Raw genomic sequence first — 15,220 nt, forward strand, 5'->3', positions numbered from 1 at the left:
CTTTCGCCGGTCAATTCGTCGCCAGTCGCTTGAGCCCTGCCTCACTTGATTCCAGCTTGGGATTGATCGACAGCGCTTTCTTGAAATCGCTGATAGCCGCATTTTTATTTGCGAGCCGTTCCTCGATATGGCCGTGGGTGTCCCAGGCATCGGCTTTTCCGGGGATGAGCGTTATTGCCTTGTCGGCGTCCGCCAGGGCGTCGTTTGTGCGACCGGTCGTGTAGTAGGCCCACGCCCGGTTGTTGAAGGCATCGCCGTTGTTGCCGTCCTGCGCGATCGCCTCGGTGTAGTCGGTAATCGCTTCAGGGACCTGCCCCTTGATGAAGTAAGCGGTGCCGCGGTCGTTATAGGCTTCGGACGTTTTGGCGATTTCAATGGATTTTGTCAGCGCTGCAATCGCTTCGTCGAGCTTGCCCTGTTTGCGCAGCGCGTAACCTAGCTTGGCGTTGGCCAGCGCTAGATCAGGCCCCTGGATGTCGGTCGCCGAAGTCAAACGCTGGCAGGCGTTGAGCGCGGTTGCGGTGTCTTCGCTCCGGCACGCCGCCCATTGTGCCGATCGAAGGCGAAGAAGCTGCGCAACGTCCTGGTCGTCGGATGCAGTGACCGGCGGCGGCGCAGTGGCCGGCTTCGCATCTTCGGGCGGCACGGTGGCGACTTTCGGATTCGGCGTGGTAGATGGCGGTGCAGCCGCTTCAGCCGGCGGTGTTGGGCTCGCCGCTGCGGGTTCTGATTGAGCCTTGGCCGATTGGACTGGCGGTGGTTCAGCGGCAGTCTGAGGTTTCGGCGGTGTGGCAACGGCGGCGGTGTTCAACGGTGTCATTGCACCGGAAAGATATGCGATGCCCGCGCCCGCGGCGACGGCTAGAACCAATCCCACGATGGCGGCCCAATAGCCTGGAAGGAAATTTTTATAAGGAGCGCTCGCGCTGCTGTTGGGAAGCGGTTCGGCGGCGCCCGCGAGGCCGACACCCAAAACATGGATCGGATTTGGAATGTTCTTGACCGTATGCCAGCCCATGTCGGCGTAGTTCGCGGAGAGTTTGTTCGACACGGACTCGTGAAGGCTTTTGGAAATGCAAATGCCGCCGGGCTTCGCCAGCGTTTGCAGGCGCGCGGCGACGTTGACGCCGTCGCCCAGAAGATCGCCGCCGTCTTCGACGACATCACCGATCGTCATACCCATCCGGAAGAGCATCTGGCGGCTTGGCGGATAGGCAAGGTTCCGCGTTCGCAGGCTTTCTTGGATATCGATCGCACATCTCAAGGCCTCCACGGCGCTGGGGAATTCGGCCAGGATGGCGTCGCCGGCGGTATTGAAGATGCGCCCCTTCGATTGCGCGACGAGATCCTGGAAGACGCTGCGGCAGACGGCGAGGCGTCTCAGCGTTTCCTCCTCGTCTTCGGAGATGAGCCGGCTATATCCGGCGATGTCGGCAGCAAGAATGACTGCGATCTTGCGATTCAAGTTCAATCTCCGGCGAGACAACTCAGGAAAGGCATATGCAATTCTGTTTAGGGCGCAGGCGCCTTTTCCCGAGCATACAGGCTGGGTGCGAAAGAGAGAAGGCGGAGCGAGGGAATGGTAAGGCTGCCGCAGCCGGAACTTCTTGGCGGATTCGCGCGTTTCAGGGCCGAGCTACCGAAGGAGTTTGTTATGGACGGGAAATCGTTTCTGATCGGTGCGTTGATCGTGGCGCTCTTGGCGGGCGGCTATTTCTATTACGACAGCACGCGTTCGCAGGTAAAAATCAACGCCGACGGCATCAAGGTTCAGGCGGAATAGAACGATATTGAAACGTGCACTGTTGATTGTAAATGCGGCGGGCTTTCGGTCCGCCCTTTTTATTGCCCTCGCGTGAAACAAATTGACGGGCAGGCGGCACTAATGAATTCCGAGTTGTGTGCCGATCCAATTCAACATCGCGCTATTATTGAAGGCGACGTCGAACGCAAGAATAGCGAAGATCACCACGATGGCTGTGAGCAGTCGAATGTCATCCATGCTGGGCAAAACGCGTTTTCCAGCGGGATCGTTCCAATCCGGCCGGCTCGAAACTTCATTCGGTAAGCTTGTTGGAAAGCGATCCGATATTGGATCGACCGGCGGTCGTGGAAAACCTAATGCTCGCCGATTTCATTTCTTTTGCCGTCCATTTAAATGTCCAGCAATATTGGCCATTTACCGATTTTGGCGAATTTCACTTCATTCCCGGCTAACCACGGCGCAATACCGTTGTCGCGACTTTCCCAATTCGGCGTAGATTCCGGGAACACTGAAGCAAACAGGAGTTCCCCGCATGTCGAAACGTATTGCCCTTGGCGCCGCAATGGGAATTGCTGCGCTCGTGTCCGTTCCAGCTGCGTCTCAAGCGCACTGCTTCGGATACAAGCATGTGAGATCGGAAGTAACTGCCGCCGTTGACGGCACGACGACGTTCGTCAGACGCGTCGCGGATCGGACTGAAAAGTTCGGTCATCGTCTTTTCGGCTGGCTGGATTGCAAGAAGATCTAAAGTCGTCGAACCAGGCGGTCTTTCAGCGGGCCGCCTGACCGCCCTAATAGCGCGATCGTTCGGTTCACCGGACGAAGCACCTTCCTGAATAGTAGGTGTTTGACGCGGAAAGAGCAGCGGGCGAGGCGACCATCGCCTCGCCGCCCGGCACTGGTTACGCAGCGGGGAGCAGTCAACCAGCACCGTACCGGGACCGACAGTTGTGTGTCGGTCTCGGGTTCCGTCTGTGGTGCATGGATGAGCCGTTATCCCGCCCGGATCAGCCCTGGCGAGAGGATGCACGGGGGATGGTTTCCAAGTTTTAAACTTAAGGAAGTTTTGCGAGCATTTGCTCGAATCGCCGAAATTTTCGTAGTGCTTTCTGATTAATGCTCAATACGGGCCTTTAGTCCAAGTGGAGCATGGCCATGTGGGGCCTCGCGAACAGGAAATCGCGGGCAGCCGTTCGCGTGAGGCATTCGGAGGCTGTTCAGGTGCGCTGCGAATTCATGTATCAAGACTGGTGATGGGGATGGGGTTCCCCCGATAACCGCCATGGTGGCTGATGACTTCTGATGCAACGCTTCTCTCAAGGAAGCGGTCGGCGTTCGAATGCTGAAAGGATGTCACCGATGGATTTTGCTACTTGCCTGGTCGTCATGCTCGGAGGCGCTATCGGAACATTCTTCCGATATGCCATCTCGCTTCTTGCTCTCCCCATCAGCAGCGAGTTGCCCTGGGGCACGATCATCATCAATATCCTCGGGTCTTTTATCATCGGCTTTTTCGGCACTCTGACGCTCGCGCACGGCCGATACCCAGTGAGTGAAGAACTGCGCATGTTCGTTATGGTCGGAATCTGCGGAGGATTTACGACGTTCTCCTCGTTCAGCCTGCAGACGCTGGATCTGTTCAGAGCGGGGGCGATCGGCAGGGGGATGCTCAATGTCGGGCTTTCGGTCGTGCTTTGCGTCGTCGCGGTGGCGGCGGGGCACGCGATCGCGGCCTACTTCAACGGCGGCGAAACGGCGATTGCGCAGACGACCATGGAAGAAGACGCCTGACGAAGACTGGCGAGCGTGCAGCGAAGGCCGCTAGCGGAGTACGCGCGCCGCCAGCGCCTTGGCGACGAGATGCGGCTTGATTTGATGCACGGCCGTCGTCGCTTTGCCCGAGAAGATGAATTGCAAGACGAGAGATTTGGTCTCGTCTGTCAGTTCGAATTCCAGGCCGAAACCGTTCTGAGTTGTCCGGCGGATGCGCGCATCGACATCGATGCCGGCGAAGCGGACATTGACGGTGCTTCCGATCGGTAGCGGAGCGCGGCCGAGCAACTGCATGCCACTCACGGATATATCGGATGCCTCGTACTTGCGCGTCGCTCCCTCAGTCGTGAGCTCGACAGGGACGCGGATATCGAACCGTTGCCCTGCGCGGCGCTGTTGTTGTTCGCTGCAGACGTAGCAGCAAAGGGTCAGAACGACGATGTTATACCAGCTCCAGAACAGGGCGATCGTGGCCGATTCCGAGGGTTGCTCATGTTGGTCGACGAGGAATGTGGTGACGATGCCGAGCATCGTCAAAAGGAGCAGGGTGCAGAAAATCCGTAGCAACGGCCATTGCAGAAATTGCTTGCTGCGGTCGCCGCCTTTAGCTGTGACCTTGAATTTTTGCCCCTTCGGCTTGAGAAGCCCGGATACCACGGCCTTCAGGACGTCGGTGGAGCACAGCATCTGGTAGAGATCTGACATCAACGGAAGTACGCGGCCTTCCGTCAGCCACGTGAAGATCGCCCACTGCGCGATAAGGAATGGCGCCAGATACCAGATCGCGTCGATGACGTTGGCATGGACGGCTTCAATTCCGAACAGAAGATAGAGCGCAGGCACGATCACGCCCAACACTCGAAACAGGTGTGTCGCAGACCAATGCAAGAAGGTTTCGCAGAGCATGATGCGGTCGACGAGGGGTAAGCCGTTGTGAAAGCGGAGGGGACCGCTTGGGCCGCGGCAAATCTGGACGAAGCCGAGCGCCCAGCGGCTGCGCTGGCCGCTATATTCCGCCAATCCCTCGGGGGCGAGGCCGAGTGAGAGAACTTCATTGAGATAGACGGTCTGGAAGCCTTTCTCGCGAAGGCGAAGCGAGACGAGGTAATCTTCGGTGACGGAGTCGGTCGGGAAACCACCGATGCTTTGCAGCGCGTTGAAGCGAATGACTGACGAAGTGCCACAGCAGAATGCGGCGTTCCAGGCATCCTTGGATGCCATAACGATATCGAAGAAGAAGCGCTGCTCGTCCGGCCAGACGCGGGTGAGCGCCAAATTGCTTTGGACGGGATCGGGATTGAAGAAGTGCTGCGGCGTCTGGACGACGCCGACGTCGGCGTCGAGTGCCAGCGATACGGCGCGCGTCAGGAATTGAGGGCGCGGGACGAAATCGGCGTCGAGGATCGAGATGAAATCGGGCTTGTCATCGAGCGCCGCGAGCTTTTTCAAGGCAGCGTTGATGTTCCCGGCCTTGGCGTGAGCATTGTCGCTGCGGGTGAGGTAGCCGACGCCGTGGTGGTCGCAGAGTTCCTTTAGCCAAGCTCGGCGGCCATCGTCGCAGACCCAGATCCGGAAATTGGGATAGTCGAGCGCGCGCGTTCCGATGATCGTGCGTTCGAGAATGGTCTCGTCTTCGTTATATGTGCAGATCAGGACATCGACTTTTGGCAATGTCGGCATTGCGCGCAAACGTTCGACATTGCGGTTGGCGTCTGCCGTGCGATTGCGGGTTCGGGTCAGGAAGAGCTGGGAGGCGGTGGCGCCAACCATCGTCAGCGCTTCGACTGCGGTAAAGATCGTGCCGGTGATGAAGTTGATCGGGTGGTCGATCGAGGGAATGGTCTCGAAGAGGCGCCAGGACATATACCGCCAGCCGAGCGCTATGCCGATGAGGATGGCGACGGCGCGAACGATCGTGTTGTTGCGGTTGACCCAGGGCAGCACTGCGGAGGCCAGCAGCGCGATGATGAGTCCCGGCAGCAGCGCGTCGAGATAGCCAATTCCCGCGACTGAAGTCATGGCGGCGCCGTCAGTTCAGGCTGTCGGCAAGGCTGCTGCCGCCGGCGAATTTCACGAGGCCTGCGCGTCCCACCCTGCAATCGAGTGTTTTCGTCAGCTCGGGAAATTTGAGGCTGACGTGGTAGGGTTCGCGTGACAGAGCGCTCTGGTGAATTGCCGCGTTGGATTCAATGGCGGCGAGACCATTGAGGCCGACGACGTAGCCATGCAACTCCGGACCGCCGTCGCGCGGTGTAAACGTAGCCGGTTGCCCGATCGCCAGGCGTTCATAGGCCGTTTCGGTGACGCTTGCGGTGACGATCGCGCTGCCGCAATCGAGGAGCTTCATCAGATCCTGGCCGGCATTGACGTGCTCGCCCGGGGCGGTAAGCATTTCCCAGACGCGGCCGTTCACGGTCGAATGAATGTCGGCCTCTGACAGCTCACTTTGACGGGCCTTCTCGATGGCGATCGCGGAATCCATTTCTGCCAGTTGCGACTTGCTGCCGGTCAGGCGCGCATCGACATCCGAGAGTTCGAGCGACACTTCCATCTTGCGCTGGGCCGACTGCGGCGTATCGTTGTAGCTATCGCCGACGAACGTGCCTTCCTTGGCGGCGTTGAGTTCGACGAGAATGCCTTTCTTGTATTCGTTCTTCGCCTGGATGGCTTGCTTGGCAACGCGTTCGTCGCCTTCGGCCTTATCGAGCGTGGCTTGGCTGCCGGCATCGGTCTGGCGCAGGGAAGTAGCCCGTTTCAACGATTTAGAGGCGACCGAATACTGTGCTTCGGCGGCCGCGATATCGGCGTCGGCCTCGCGAACACGTTGGTCGAGCTGCTCGATACGGCCGAGCCGAAATCTCTCCTGCTGCCTGGTGAGTTCTTGCAGGCTGCTCTCCAAAATCTGCTTTTTGGACTGAAGAGCACCGACGGAGGTCTGCAACTGATTGCGCTCTCTGATCAGATCGGTGAGGTGAACGGAGTTGGCGCGCGGATTGCGGATCGTCAGGATGTTCTGATCGGCGCGGAACAGGCTTCCGATATCCGTTCCGGCCTGATTCATCGAGACTTCACCTTCGATCGGTGCCCTGATCGTAATGATCCGGGCGTTGACGACCGCTTCGGCACTCGTTGTGGCGAGAAGGCGCTGGGCCGGAAGCCAGCCCAGTGCAACGGCAATCGCAATCGCGGCGAGGGACTTCAAGACTGTCTTCAGTTTGACGCCCGAACGCGGCACAACAATCGGCGCTGGGTTGGGCTCGGCGGCGACTTCCGGTTCTAGGGTCGGCGGCGTGTGTTTTGCCGGATCGGGCGTTTGCCATTCGGTAACCGCCGCCTCCAGATATGCGAGCTGGGCGGGGGCGGTGAAATCGGTCTTGGGACTGGCGGGAGCGCCATCGCCGGGCCCGGTCGGGATCGACGGTTCAGAGTCGGCGCGCATCTTCGCGCCACGGGCCAGCGGAGATCGGCGTTCAACTGTATTGGACAAAGCGGCACCCGCGCTAACGACACTACGGTAAGCGCGATGCTAACTTGGAGATATAAATTAAAGCTGCTCGAATGTGTAAATTCGGTATTAAAACTGGTTCGAATAAAGACGATTTGGACTTTTGTAGACTGCGGCGGCCGGACGCAGATTATCGATCAAAAGCGGGGGCCGTTACGTCCTGGCTCAAATGCGGGTTTGAAGGGGAATTAGGCGGATGCTCGTCACGCGCCTCAGCAAGATTATCATGTGTTTCGCGCTCGGGCTTTTTTGCCTGTTGGTGGCGTTCGACAATATTGCGGACTACGGAACCAATTATGCGTTCGTGCAGCACGTATTGAGCATGGACACGACGTTCCCCGGAAATGATCTCAAATATAGGGCGATTTCCAATCCATTGCTTTGGCAAATTGCATACGCGGCCATCATTCTCGCCGAGGCGCTGACGGGAATACTTTTCGTCACCGGATCGGCTGCTCTCTGGCGTGTGCGGCGAGGTTCGGGGCAGGCTTTCAATCGCGCGAAGAGCTATGCGATCGCGGCGGCGACGCTCGGATTTCTAGTCTGGTTTTTCGGCTTCATGGTCGTTGGCGGCGAATGGTTCGCGATGTGGGAATCGCAATCCTGGAACGGCCAGCAGCCGGCATTCCGATTTTACGTGTCCATGCTGGCAGTGCTGATATTTCTGAACCAACCCGATCAGGATCTAGCATAGTTGGGTTGAGAAAAACGGAATTTCGCCTCCGGATACGGGTTGGACGATATGTCGTGCGAATTCGCAAGACCAACAGCGATATCGGAAAGATTATCCGGGCTGTCGGCGTATATTCCATTGCAGATGACCGCCGGTCTTATTGCTCCTTGCCAGTGAGGCTTCCATGCCAGATTCTCATAGGCTGCCGCCCTCCGTCTCGTTCGTGTTGATCGCGCTCATCGTCGGCGCCGGCGCTGCGGCGTTCGCGTATACCGCCGGATGGTTGTCGCCGAAACGGCTTACTCCGACGAAACTGGTGGATGCTTTTGCGCCGCCTGGCGGCCCGGCTCTGGGACACCGCCGCAACCACGCCAAGGGCATCTGTTTCACCGGCTCGTTCGCGGCCAATGGTGCGGGAAGCGAAATCTCGAAGGCGAGCGTTTTTCTCAAGGGCGAATATCCGGTCGTCGGCCGCTTCAATCTCGGAACGCCGAACCCTGATGCGCCTGATGCAACCGTTCGCGTTCGCGGTCTTGGCGTGCAATTCACGACGCCTGACGGACAGGTCTGGCGCAGCGCGATGATCGATCCGCCGTTCTTCCCGGTTTCCAATCCGCAAGCATTCTACGGGCTGCTGATGGCGTCCAAGAGCAAGGATGCCGACGCGATGAAAACGTTCGTCGCGAAAAATCCGGAGTTCGCGAAGTTCGGCGAATGGGCGAAGTCCGCCCCTTGGACGGGAAGTTATGCGGAAGAGCCGTATAACAGTCTCAACAGTTTCGTCATGACCAACAAGGACGGCGCTCAACACGTCGTGCGCTGGTCGCTGTCGCCGACAGCCAAAGCGGTTCCTATTTCGCAAGAAGAGCTTACCAAACGCGGGCCCGATACTCTGGAGCAAGAGATTACGCAGCGCGTCGCTGCGGCTCCGCAGATGTGGACACTCGTTCTGACGCTTGCCGATCCAGGAGATCCGACCGCCGACCCGAGCAAGGAATGGCCGGCTGATCGCAGGAAAATCGAGGTCGGGACGCTGACCGTCGAAAAGATCGAGCAGGAGCGGGACGGCCCCTGTCGCGACATTAATTTCGATCCAACCGTTTTGCCGACAGGCATCGCGGTGTCGGATGATCCGTTCCCAGCCGCGAGGTCGGCCGCTTATGCAAAATCCTACGATCTTCGAACAGCGGAGGCGAAGGATTATCCGCGCACTCTGACTGGAGAGAAGCAATGATCGGAACCAACCAGCGTTTCAATCCATTGCAGCGACTTCTGCACTGGGTCATGGCTATCTGCATTCTCGCGATGCTCTTCATCGGGGTCGGCATGGTCTCGACTGTGATGCCGAAATATCTGACGCTCGTTTCAATTCACAAATCGCTCGGCATCGCGATTCTCGTGCTTGCGCTTGTCCGATTGGTGGTGCGGCTGCGATATGGTACGCCAGCACTTCCGCGCGATTTACCGGAACCGATGAAGCTTGCCGCCGAGCTTTCGCATTATGTGCTCTACGCGTTGATGATCGGCATGCCGCTGATCGGATGGGCGATGATGTCGGCCGAGGCGTATCCGATCGTCATTTTTGGCGGATTGCGGTTGCCGCCAATTCTGCCGCAGAGCGACAGCCTCCATACTTGGCTTTGGGAGGCACATTATTACCTTGCATTCGCGTTCTTCGCCGTTGTTCTGGTGCATATCGCGGCGGCGCTTTATCACGCGCTCGTCAGGCAGGACGGGGTGTTCGAAGCGATGGCGCCGGTATCGACGCACCGGGGTGCAGCGCCGGCGGAGTGAGAATTCCGGCGCGAGACGGCCGCGAGGAAGCAACTCGTCACGCCTTTATGTTTTCCAGTCCGAAAGCGTATCGAATCCTTATGCGATAGTTCCCAATTTTCCTGGCAGGTCTCTGATTGATGGAGGCGGCCATGGATATGGATCAATTGAGCGCGCAGGCCGCGAAGGATGGGTATGAAGAACCGCGAGTGATGCGTCATCGCAGAGGGAATGAGGAAAGCAGTTTCGCGGCGATCGACGTACGCAAGGCGGTAACGATCTTTGTGCTGATTATTTGCGCATGCGTGCTGGTCGGGATTTCACTTTCCGGCGTCATGCAAGTCAATGAAGCTTCCGGCTTTCTGCAGTGCGCGCACATCCGCGCGAATGCCGATCGATTAGCGTGCTACGACAAGATGGCGACGCGAGCGGAAACGCCGTTCAAGGGCGCTTCGCCATTTGCTACTTATTCCCGTTCGGATTTCTGGAAATCCAGCTGAGATCGGTCGGCGTTCCGCGAATATGCCCGCGGAATTGCTCCCGATCGCTGTGGTTGCCCGATTCGTCCCGCCCGTATGGCGTTTCATTTCCCGAAATAATCGGGAAATATTCCCGAGTGAACAAGGTTTTGTTGCCGCAATGTCACGCGCGGGTTGGAAGGCGACAGCTGGGAAAAAGTCAGCGGCTGCATCGGATTGACCCATCTGTGGGAACTCCACTTTGTTAGCGGTGGGGAAATTGGCCCGAATCGAGGCCATGTAAAAGTTGTTCTGCGCTCCTCCGGGTTAGCGGAGGACACATGAGATGGGGACTTGGGGGATGACGCGTCGGATACTGACGTCGGCGGCGATGGCCGCGCTTTTAGCGGCCAGCGGGACGAATTCGGGTTACGCGCAAGACGCCGGCGGGACGGGCACGGGGCAGACGCCTCCTCCAGCGCCCGCGCAAACGCAAACTCCGGCGCAAAAGCTTCCCGAGGTGGAAGTCATTCAGGGGCAGCAGAAGACTCCGCCGAAGCCGGTAAAGAAGGCGAGCAAGCCGAAGCCGAAGCCGGCGACAGCCGTTGCGGCCACTCCGGCGCCGGTGGCACCCCAGTCGTCCGAGGCAACGGCGGAGGGGCTGCAATTTGCGGCGCCGCCTGAGTCCAGCACCGTCAAGATGTCTCCGGTCGGCGGCACACTGCCGGTCGATAAGGTGCCCGGAAGCGTTTATCAGATGGATTCGGCGGCGCTGAAGCGCGGCGATCAAGTCATCCTTCAGGACGCGCTCGTGAGCCAGATCCCTGGCCTCATCGTCAACGATCTCCAGGGCAACCAATTCCAGACTAATATTCAGTTCCGCGGTTTCGAGGCGTCGCCCGTCAATGGCGTCCCGCAGGGACTTGCCGTCTATCAGAACGGCGTCCGCATCAACGAGTTGTTCGGCGATATCGTCAACTGGGACTTCCTGCCGTCGAATGCGATCAACAATGTCGCGGTCGTCGTCGGCAATCCCGTATTCGGACTCAACGCCCTCGGGGGCGCTGTCGTCATCGACATGAAGGACGGCTTCAACTACCAGGGTTGGGACGTCGACACGATGTTCGGCTCGTACGGGCGCAAGCAAGTGTCAACGGAAGCTGGATATCGCAGCGGGAACTGGGCGGCCTATGGGGCGTTCGAGGCCATCGACGACGATGGGTTCCGCGACTTCTCCGATGCCGAGGTTCGCCGCGGCTACTTCGATGTGGGTGTCAAAGGCGATAACGCTGAGTTCCACTTCAACTTCACGGGCGCGGACAACCATGTCGGCGTTACGGCCGCGGCGCCGACACAACTGCTCGATATTGACCGGAGCCTGACATTCACCTCGCCGCAAACGACCGACAACACGATGCAGATGTACTCGGTCAACGGTAAGGTGCGCGCGACCGACACGCTGACTTTATCGGGCGTCACCTACTATCGGCACTTCAACCAGAAGCACCTTGACGGCAACCTGTTCGACGATCCGGGTGATTGCGGCGGAGCGGAAGCCGGGACGCTGTGCTCGGGAGACGATCAGGTTCTCAATGCGGCCAATAACAGTCCGATCCCGTTTACGGACAATGTTTATGGCTCGATCGACCAGACGTCACAAAATGCTGATACGGCCGGCTTGACGCTGCAGGCCCAAGAGAACGCCAAGCTCTTCGGGCACACCAACCAGTTCATCGTCGGCGTCAGCTATGATCACGGCCACGTCGCCTATACGGCGAAAAGCGAACTTGGATTCATGGAGCCGAAATTCGTGGTCGACGGTCAAGGCATCATCCTGACCGGTACGGAAGATTTCAACCCGCGCTCGCTCACGACGACGAACGACTATTTCGGCGCTTACTTTACGAACACCTTCGACATTACAGATCAGTTGGCTTTGACCGTCGGCGGCCGTTACAACTTTGCTCGCATTGAGATCGAGAACACCGGCAGCCCGGAAAACGACGAACTCAATGGCGTCAACAAGTACAACCGCTTTAACCCGTCTGCCGGCCTGACGTACAAATTCTCGCCGTCTCTCAATTGGTATGGCGGATACTCGGAAGCCAACCGCGCGCCGACGGCAGCGGAACTTGCCTGCGCCGATCCTAATAACCCGTGCTTGATCGAAAGCTTCCTGACGGCGGATCCGCATTTGAAGCAGGTCGTGTCTCATACCTGGGAGACTGGCTTCCGCGGGACCATCAAGAACTGGCAGCAGAAGTCGCAATGGGATTGGGGCGTCGGCCTGTTCCGCACACTCAATACCGACGACATCTTCGATGCTGCTTCGACCGACATCGGCCATGGATACTTCCAGAACGTGGGCAAGACGCTTCGGCAGGGAGTCGAAGCAAACGTTGCGTATCGCACGGAGCGGTTGTTCGCCTACGCCAACTACACCTATACCGACGCGACTTTCGACTCCGACGCGATTTTCCCGTCGCCCAATCACCCTGGTGCAGGAACGGCTGAGTGCGGCGATGATGACGGCGGTGGAGGCGACGACGATGATGACGTCAAGTGCTATGCCGTCCACAAGGGTGATCGTCTACCGGGGATTCCCGCGCACACGTTCAAAGCCGGGTTCGATTACTGGCTGACCTCGAAGTGGAAACTCGGTGCCGATCTCGTGGCGGCAAGCAACCAGATTTTCTTCGGCGACGAAGCCAACCTCGACAAGCCGCTCGGCGGCTACGCCAAGGTCAATCTGCACACGTCTTACGACGTCACCGACCACGTGCAGATCTATGGTTTGTTCGAAAACCTGTTCGACAAGGATTATTCGATCTACGGTACCTACTTCAGCGTCGACGATGCCAATGCACTCACGCCAGCAACCGGCGTGCACTTCAACGAGGACAACTCGCGGACCGTGGTGCCTGCGATACCGTTCGCGGCTTACGGCGGCGTGAAAGTGAAATTCTGAGTTTCTTACTCTCGACTACTACCGATCCCGAAAACTTCGAGCGGCGGGCCGACAAGGTCCGCCGCTTCTTTATGGGCGCGGTCGGCCGGTTCAGAATTTACCGTCCGCCATGTGAAAGACGGTCAGACAGATGGCGGCGGTGACAGTGAAAAGCAGTACGATGGCGATTTTATCCATGTGCGTTTCTCCCGATTAGCTCCATCAGTACCAATTTTTGTATCGCATTGGCGGGTCGCGACAAAGGAAAGGCGTGGGGTCGCGCCGAGGGGAGGTTGAGCCAAGGCTGAGGCTCGAGTTCTCGGGCGTTGGCGGTGCGGCCTAATCCAAGTGGCCGAGTGCGAAGCCGTGCGAGCGCGGGTGTCCGTTCATCTTCGTGCCATTTCCCGTCGAATAAGGTTTCGCCGGCTGGCAGCCTTCGACGCACGCAAAATGTGAAGGAAATGTAATCGGTCGCCCATGTCACTGACGCGGTGCGCTTCCTACATCTTCCGCGTCGCACAATGCACAGCCATTGGCCGTGAACTCTAGCGGAGGCTATTCCCATGGATAGGGAAGAACAGCAGCTCATCGAAGACTTGTTTGACCGCCTGCGCAGCTATCGGAGCGCGGACGCCAAGGATCCCGACGCCGAGGCGCTTATCAACGATCTCATTCGCAGATCGCCAGACGCTCCCTATTATCTTGCCCAGACGGTCATCATCCAACAGCAGGCGCTGGAGCGCGCCGAAGCCCGGATGAGGGACCTCGAGCAGGCAGCGTCGCGCCCGCAACAATATGCAACGGGGCGGGGCAGCTTTCTTTCGGGAGGTTCGGTGCCGCAATCCGGAGGCAGGTTCGGCAGCGCGGCACCCCAACAGCAACGCGCAGCGGAAACGGGCGGCCCTTGGGCCTCTTCGCCTCAGTCCGGCGGTGGTTCAGGGAGTTTTCTGTCTTCGGCGCTGTCGACGGCCGCCGGCGTCGCCGGGGGTGTTTTTCTTGCCGAGGGTATTCGCAGTCTCTTCGGCGGCGGCAGCACCGCATATGCTTCCGGAAGTTCAGGCGCGAGCGATCAAGCAACAATCGATCGCTTGCAGGACGACGCGCAGGACGCGCGCGATGATGCCGACCAGGCGCAAAAAGATCTTGCGGCGGACGATGCCGAACTCGATCGCATGCAGGACGCGCAAGACGATCAAGACGATTACGAAGACACCTGGACCGACGACGACAGTCTGGATGTTTAACTAAACACGCCTGACGCTTTTGCCGATCATCGAGCAACCGTGCCGATGATCGGTGACTGCGATCCGCTATAGCCGTTCGCTATGGCTACGCATTTGCTTTGCGCTTCTTCTTTCCAGTTTTGCCTTCAGATTTAGAGCGCGCTTTGGCCTGTCGGGCCGAGCAGATGTTCCTTTGCCTTGTCGCGACGTATCGGGGAACCGGTTCGCTGCGGGCCAGTTCCCATATCGAAGCCACCGAAGCGGAAGCAATGCATTGGGAACCACGTTGCTGCCGGATTCGATATGAGCAAAAGCGTATGAGCAGAAGGTTGAAATGATGACGGAAGAGGTCAAGACATCGAAACGCGGATTTGCTTCAATGGATAAGGAGAAGCAGCGTGAAATTGCGCGCAAGGGCGGTGCAAGCGTTCCTAATCATGCACGAAGTTTCGCCCGCGACCATGATCTCGCTGCAGCGGCCGGCCGGAAAGGCGGTCATGAAAGCGGCGGCAATTTCCGCAACGATCCGAAGCGTGCCGCCGAGGCTGGCCGGAAAGGCGGCCAGCACTGATGCCTTCAACGTTTGTCCTGAGGCCGGTCTAGGCGCCGAGGCTCGAGGCCGTCAGCCATTTCGGATTGAACCAGCGATCAGCGGGGCCGTCGTACGGCAGGCGCGTCACATCCCAGTGGCTGACGTATTTGGCATAGACGTCCCAGACTGGCGGGCCGCCGCCGATATAGACGACACGGCCGGCATACTGCTTCAACGTTTCTTCGGGATCCATGTGAGAGCGTATCACAACGAGAGTGCGGTCCCGGCGGGCGAATTCAGGCACAGCGCCGATGGTTTTCGGTCCCGCCATCAACACATGGCCACGCGTGATATCGAAAAAGCGGGCGACGTCGGCAACGTATTCCGGGTCGGTGTTTCCTTCCCAGGGCAATTGGCCGTGAAGGCCGAGCTGGCCGGATTGGCCGATCGCGCAGATGACCCTCACAACCGTTTGCTGCATTGGAATTCCTTTAGGTGGTTTCTGGCCGACAGGCGGGGTCACGCAGGCTCACGCACGCGCATAGCGAGATCGTTGTCTCGGAAATTCCAG

14 protein-coding genes and 1 riboswitch are annotated in these 15,220 nt (G+C 58.7%); of the genes, 10 read left to right on the plus strand and 4 right to left on the minus strand.

Going from position 1 to position 15,220, the window contains the following annotated elements:
• Positions 1 to 10: 10 nt before the first annotated feature.
• The gene (locus QM780_RS03815) at positions 11 to 1,465 is read right to left on the minus strand and encodes a tetratricopeptide repeat protein (RefSeq protein WP_415069165.1); all 1,455 of its coding nucleotides are present in this window, start codon (positions 1,463 to 1,465) and stop codon (positions 11 to 13) included.
• Between the two features lie 114 nt (positions 1,466 to 1,579).
• On the opposite strand from QM780_RS03815, the gene QM780_RS03820 reads away from it, so the two are divergent.
• The 3 genes from QM780_RS03820 to crcB all read left to right on the plus strand — a co-directional run bounded on the left by QM780_RS03820 (position 1,580) and on the right by crcB (position 3,556).
• Positions 1,580 to 1,783 (plus strand): hypothetical protein, encoded by a 204-nt coding sequence (locus QM780_RS03820; protein ID WP_415069166.1) that lies wholly within the window; start codon positions 1,580 to 1,582, stop codon positions 1,781 to 1,783.
• A 514-nt stretch (positions 1,784 to 2,297) separates the two neighbouring features.
• The gene (locus QM780_RS03825; protein ID WP_415069167.1) at positions 2,298 to 2,513 is read left to right on the plus strand and encodes a hypothetical protein; all 216 of its coding nucleotides are present in this window, start codon (positions 2,298 to 2,300) and stop codon (positions 2,511 to 2,513) included.
• 498 nt (positions 2,514 to 3,011) lie between these two features.
• A riboswitch (Fluoride riboswitch) is annotated at positions 3,012 to 3,074 on the plus strand.
• Between the two features lie 50 nt (positions 3,075 to 3,124).
• Entirely contained in the window at positions 3,125 to 3,556 is a 432-nt protein-coding gene (gene crcB / locus QM780_RS03830) for a fluoride efflux transporter CrcB (RefSeq protein WP_415069168.1), read from the plus strand.
• Positions 3,557 to 3,586: 30 nt separating this feature from the next.
• Here the strand turns inward: crcB and QM780_RS03835 are convergent, their stop codons facing one another.
• Together QM780_RS03835 and QM780_RS03840 are read right to left on the minus strand one after the other, a co-directional pair.
• The gene (locus tag QM780_RS03835; RefSeq protein ID WP_415069169.1) at positions 3,587 to 5,557 is read right to left on the minus strand and encodes a glycosyltransferase; all 1,971 of its coding nucleotides are present in this window, start codon (positions 5,555 to 5,557) and stop codon (positions 3,587 to 3,589) included.
• 10 nt (positions 5,558 to 5,567) lie between these two features.
• Positions 5,568 to 6,977 (minus strand): HlyD family secretion protein, encoded by a 1,410-nt coding sequence (locus QM780_RS03840; RefSeq protein WP_415069170.1) that lies wholly within the window; start codon positions 6,975 to 6,977, stop codon positions 5,568 to 5,570.
• A gap of 262 nt (positions 6,978 to 7,239) precedes the next feature.
• Here QM780_RS03840 and QM780_RS03845 point away from each other — a divergent pair, with 262 nt between their 5' ends.
• The 7 genes from QM780_RS03845 (at position 7,240) to QM780_RS03875 (ending at position 14,688) form a co-directional block, all read left to right on the plus strand.
• Positions 7,240 to 7,737, plus strand: a complete 498-nt coding sequence (locus QM780_RS03845) for a DUF2165 family protein (protein WP_415069171.1) — start codon at positions 7,240 to 7,242, stop codon at positions 7,735 to 7,737.
• A gap of 163 nt (positions 7,738 to 7,900) precedes the next feature.
• On the plus strand, positions 7,901 to 8,950 hold the full coding sequence (locus QM780_RS03850) for a catalase family peroxidase (protein ID WP_415069172.1): 1,050 nt from the start codon (positions 7,901 to 7,903) through the stop codon (positions 8,948 to 8,950).
• Entirely contained in the window at positions 8,947 to 9,510 is a 564-nt protein-coding gene (locus tag QM780_RS03855) for a cytochrome b (RefSeq protein WP_415069173.1), read from the plus strand. Before QM780_RS03850 ends, QM780_RS03855 begins: the two co-directional genes overlap by 4 nt.
• Before the next feature lie 116 nt (positions 9,511 to 9,626).
• A complete protein-coding gene (locus tag QM780_RS03860; protein WP_415069174.1) occupies positions 9,627 to 9,989 on the plus strand; it encodes a hypothetical protein in 363 nt (120 codons plus the stop codon).
• A 319-nt stretch (positions 9,990 to 10,308) separates the two neighbouring features.
• Positions 10,309 to 12,915, plus strand: coding sequence for a TonB-dependent receptor (locus tag QM780_RS03865; protein ID WP_415069175.1), 2,607 nt, complete (start codon positions 10,309 to 10,311; stop codon positions 12,913 to 12,915).
• 542 nt (positions 12,916 to 13,457) lie between these two features.
• On the plus strand, positions 13,458 to 14,138 hold the full coding sequence (locus QM780_RS03870; RefSeq protein WP_415069176.1) for a DUF2076 domain-containing protein: 681 nt from the start codon (positions 13,458 to 13,460) through the stop codon (positions 14,136 to 14,138).
• A 316-nt stretch (positions 14,139 to 14,454) separates the two neighbouring features.
• Entirely contained in the window at positions 14,455 to 14,688 is a 234-nt protein-coding gene (locus QM780_RS03875; protein ID WP_415071964.1) for a KGG domain-containing protein, read from the plus strand.
• Between the two features lie 28 nt (positions 14,689 to 14,716).
• Here QM780_RS03875 and QM780_RS03880 read toward each other — a convergent pair whose 3' ends face one another.
• The gene (locus tag QM780_RS03880) at positions 14,717 to 15,130 is read right to left on the minus strand and encodes a diacylglycerol kinase (protein ID WP_415069177.1); all 414 of its coding nucleotides are present in this window, start codon (positions 15,128 to 15,130) and stop codon (positions 14,717 to 14,719) included.
• Positions 15,131 to 15,220 lie beyond the last annotated feature (90 nt).

The organism is Hyphomicrobium sp. (assembly GCF_047600905.1).
GTDB lineage: Bacteria > Pseudomonadota > Alphaproteobacteria > Rhizobiales > Hyphomicrobiaceae > Hyphomicrobium_B.

Coding starts and splice junctions, on each gene's coding strand:
- QM780_RS03820 (WP_415069166.1), top strand. CDS start 1,580: ATGGTAAGGCTGCCGCAGCCGGAACTTCTTGGCGGATTCGCGCGTTTC.
- QM780_RS03825 (WP_415069167.1), top strand. CDS start 2,298: ATGTCGAAACGTATTGCCCTTGGCGCCGCAATGGGAATTGCTGCGCTC.
- crcB (WP_415069168.1), top strand. CDS start 3,125: ATGGATTTTGCTACTTGCCTGGTCGTCATGCTCGGAGGCGCTATCGGA.
- QM780_RS03835 (WP_415069169.1), bottom strand. CDS start 5,557: ATGACTTCAGTCGCGGGAATTGGCTATCTCGACGCGCTGCTGCCGGGA.
- QM780_RS03840 (WP_415069170.1), bottom strand. CDS start 6,977: ATGCGCGCCGACTCTGAACCGTCGATCCCGACCGGGCCCGGCGATGGC.
- QM780_RS03845 (WP_415069171.1), top strand. CDS start 7,240: ATGCTCGTCACGCGCCTCAGCAAGATTATCATGTGTTTCGCGCTCGGG.
- QM780_RS03850 (WP_415069172.1), top strand. CDS start 7,901: ATGCCAGATTCTCATAGGCTGCCGCCCTCCGTCTCGTTCGTGTTGATC.
- QM780_RS03855 (WP_415069173.1), top strand. CDS start 8,947: ATGATCGGAACCAACCAGCGTTTCAATCCATTGCAGCGACTTCTGCAC.
- QM780_RS03865 (WP_415069175.1), top strand. CDS start 10,309: ATGACGCGTCGGATACTGACGTCGGCGGCGATGGCCGCGCTTTTAGCG.
- QM780_RS03870 (WP_415069176.1), top strand. CDS start 13,458: ATGGATAGGGAAGAACAGCAGCTCATCGAAGACTTGTTTGACCGCCTG.
- QM780_RS03875 (WP_415071964.1), top strand. CDS start 14,455: ATGACGGAAGAGGTCAAGACATCGAAACGCGGATTTGCTTCAATGGAT.
- QM780_RS03880 (WP_415069177.1), bottom strand. CDS start 15,130: ATGCAGCAAACGGTTGTGAGGGTCATCTGCGCGATCGGCCAATCCGGC.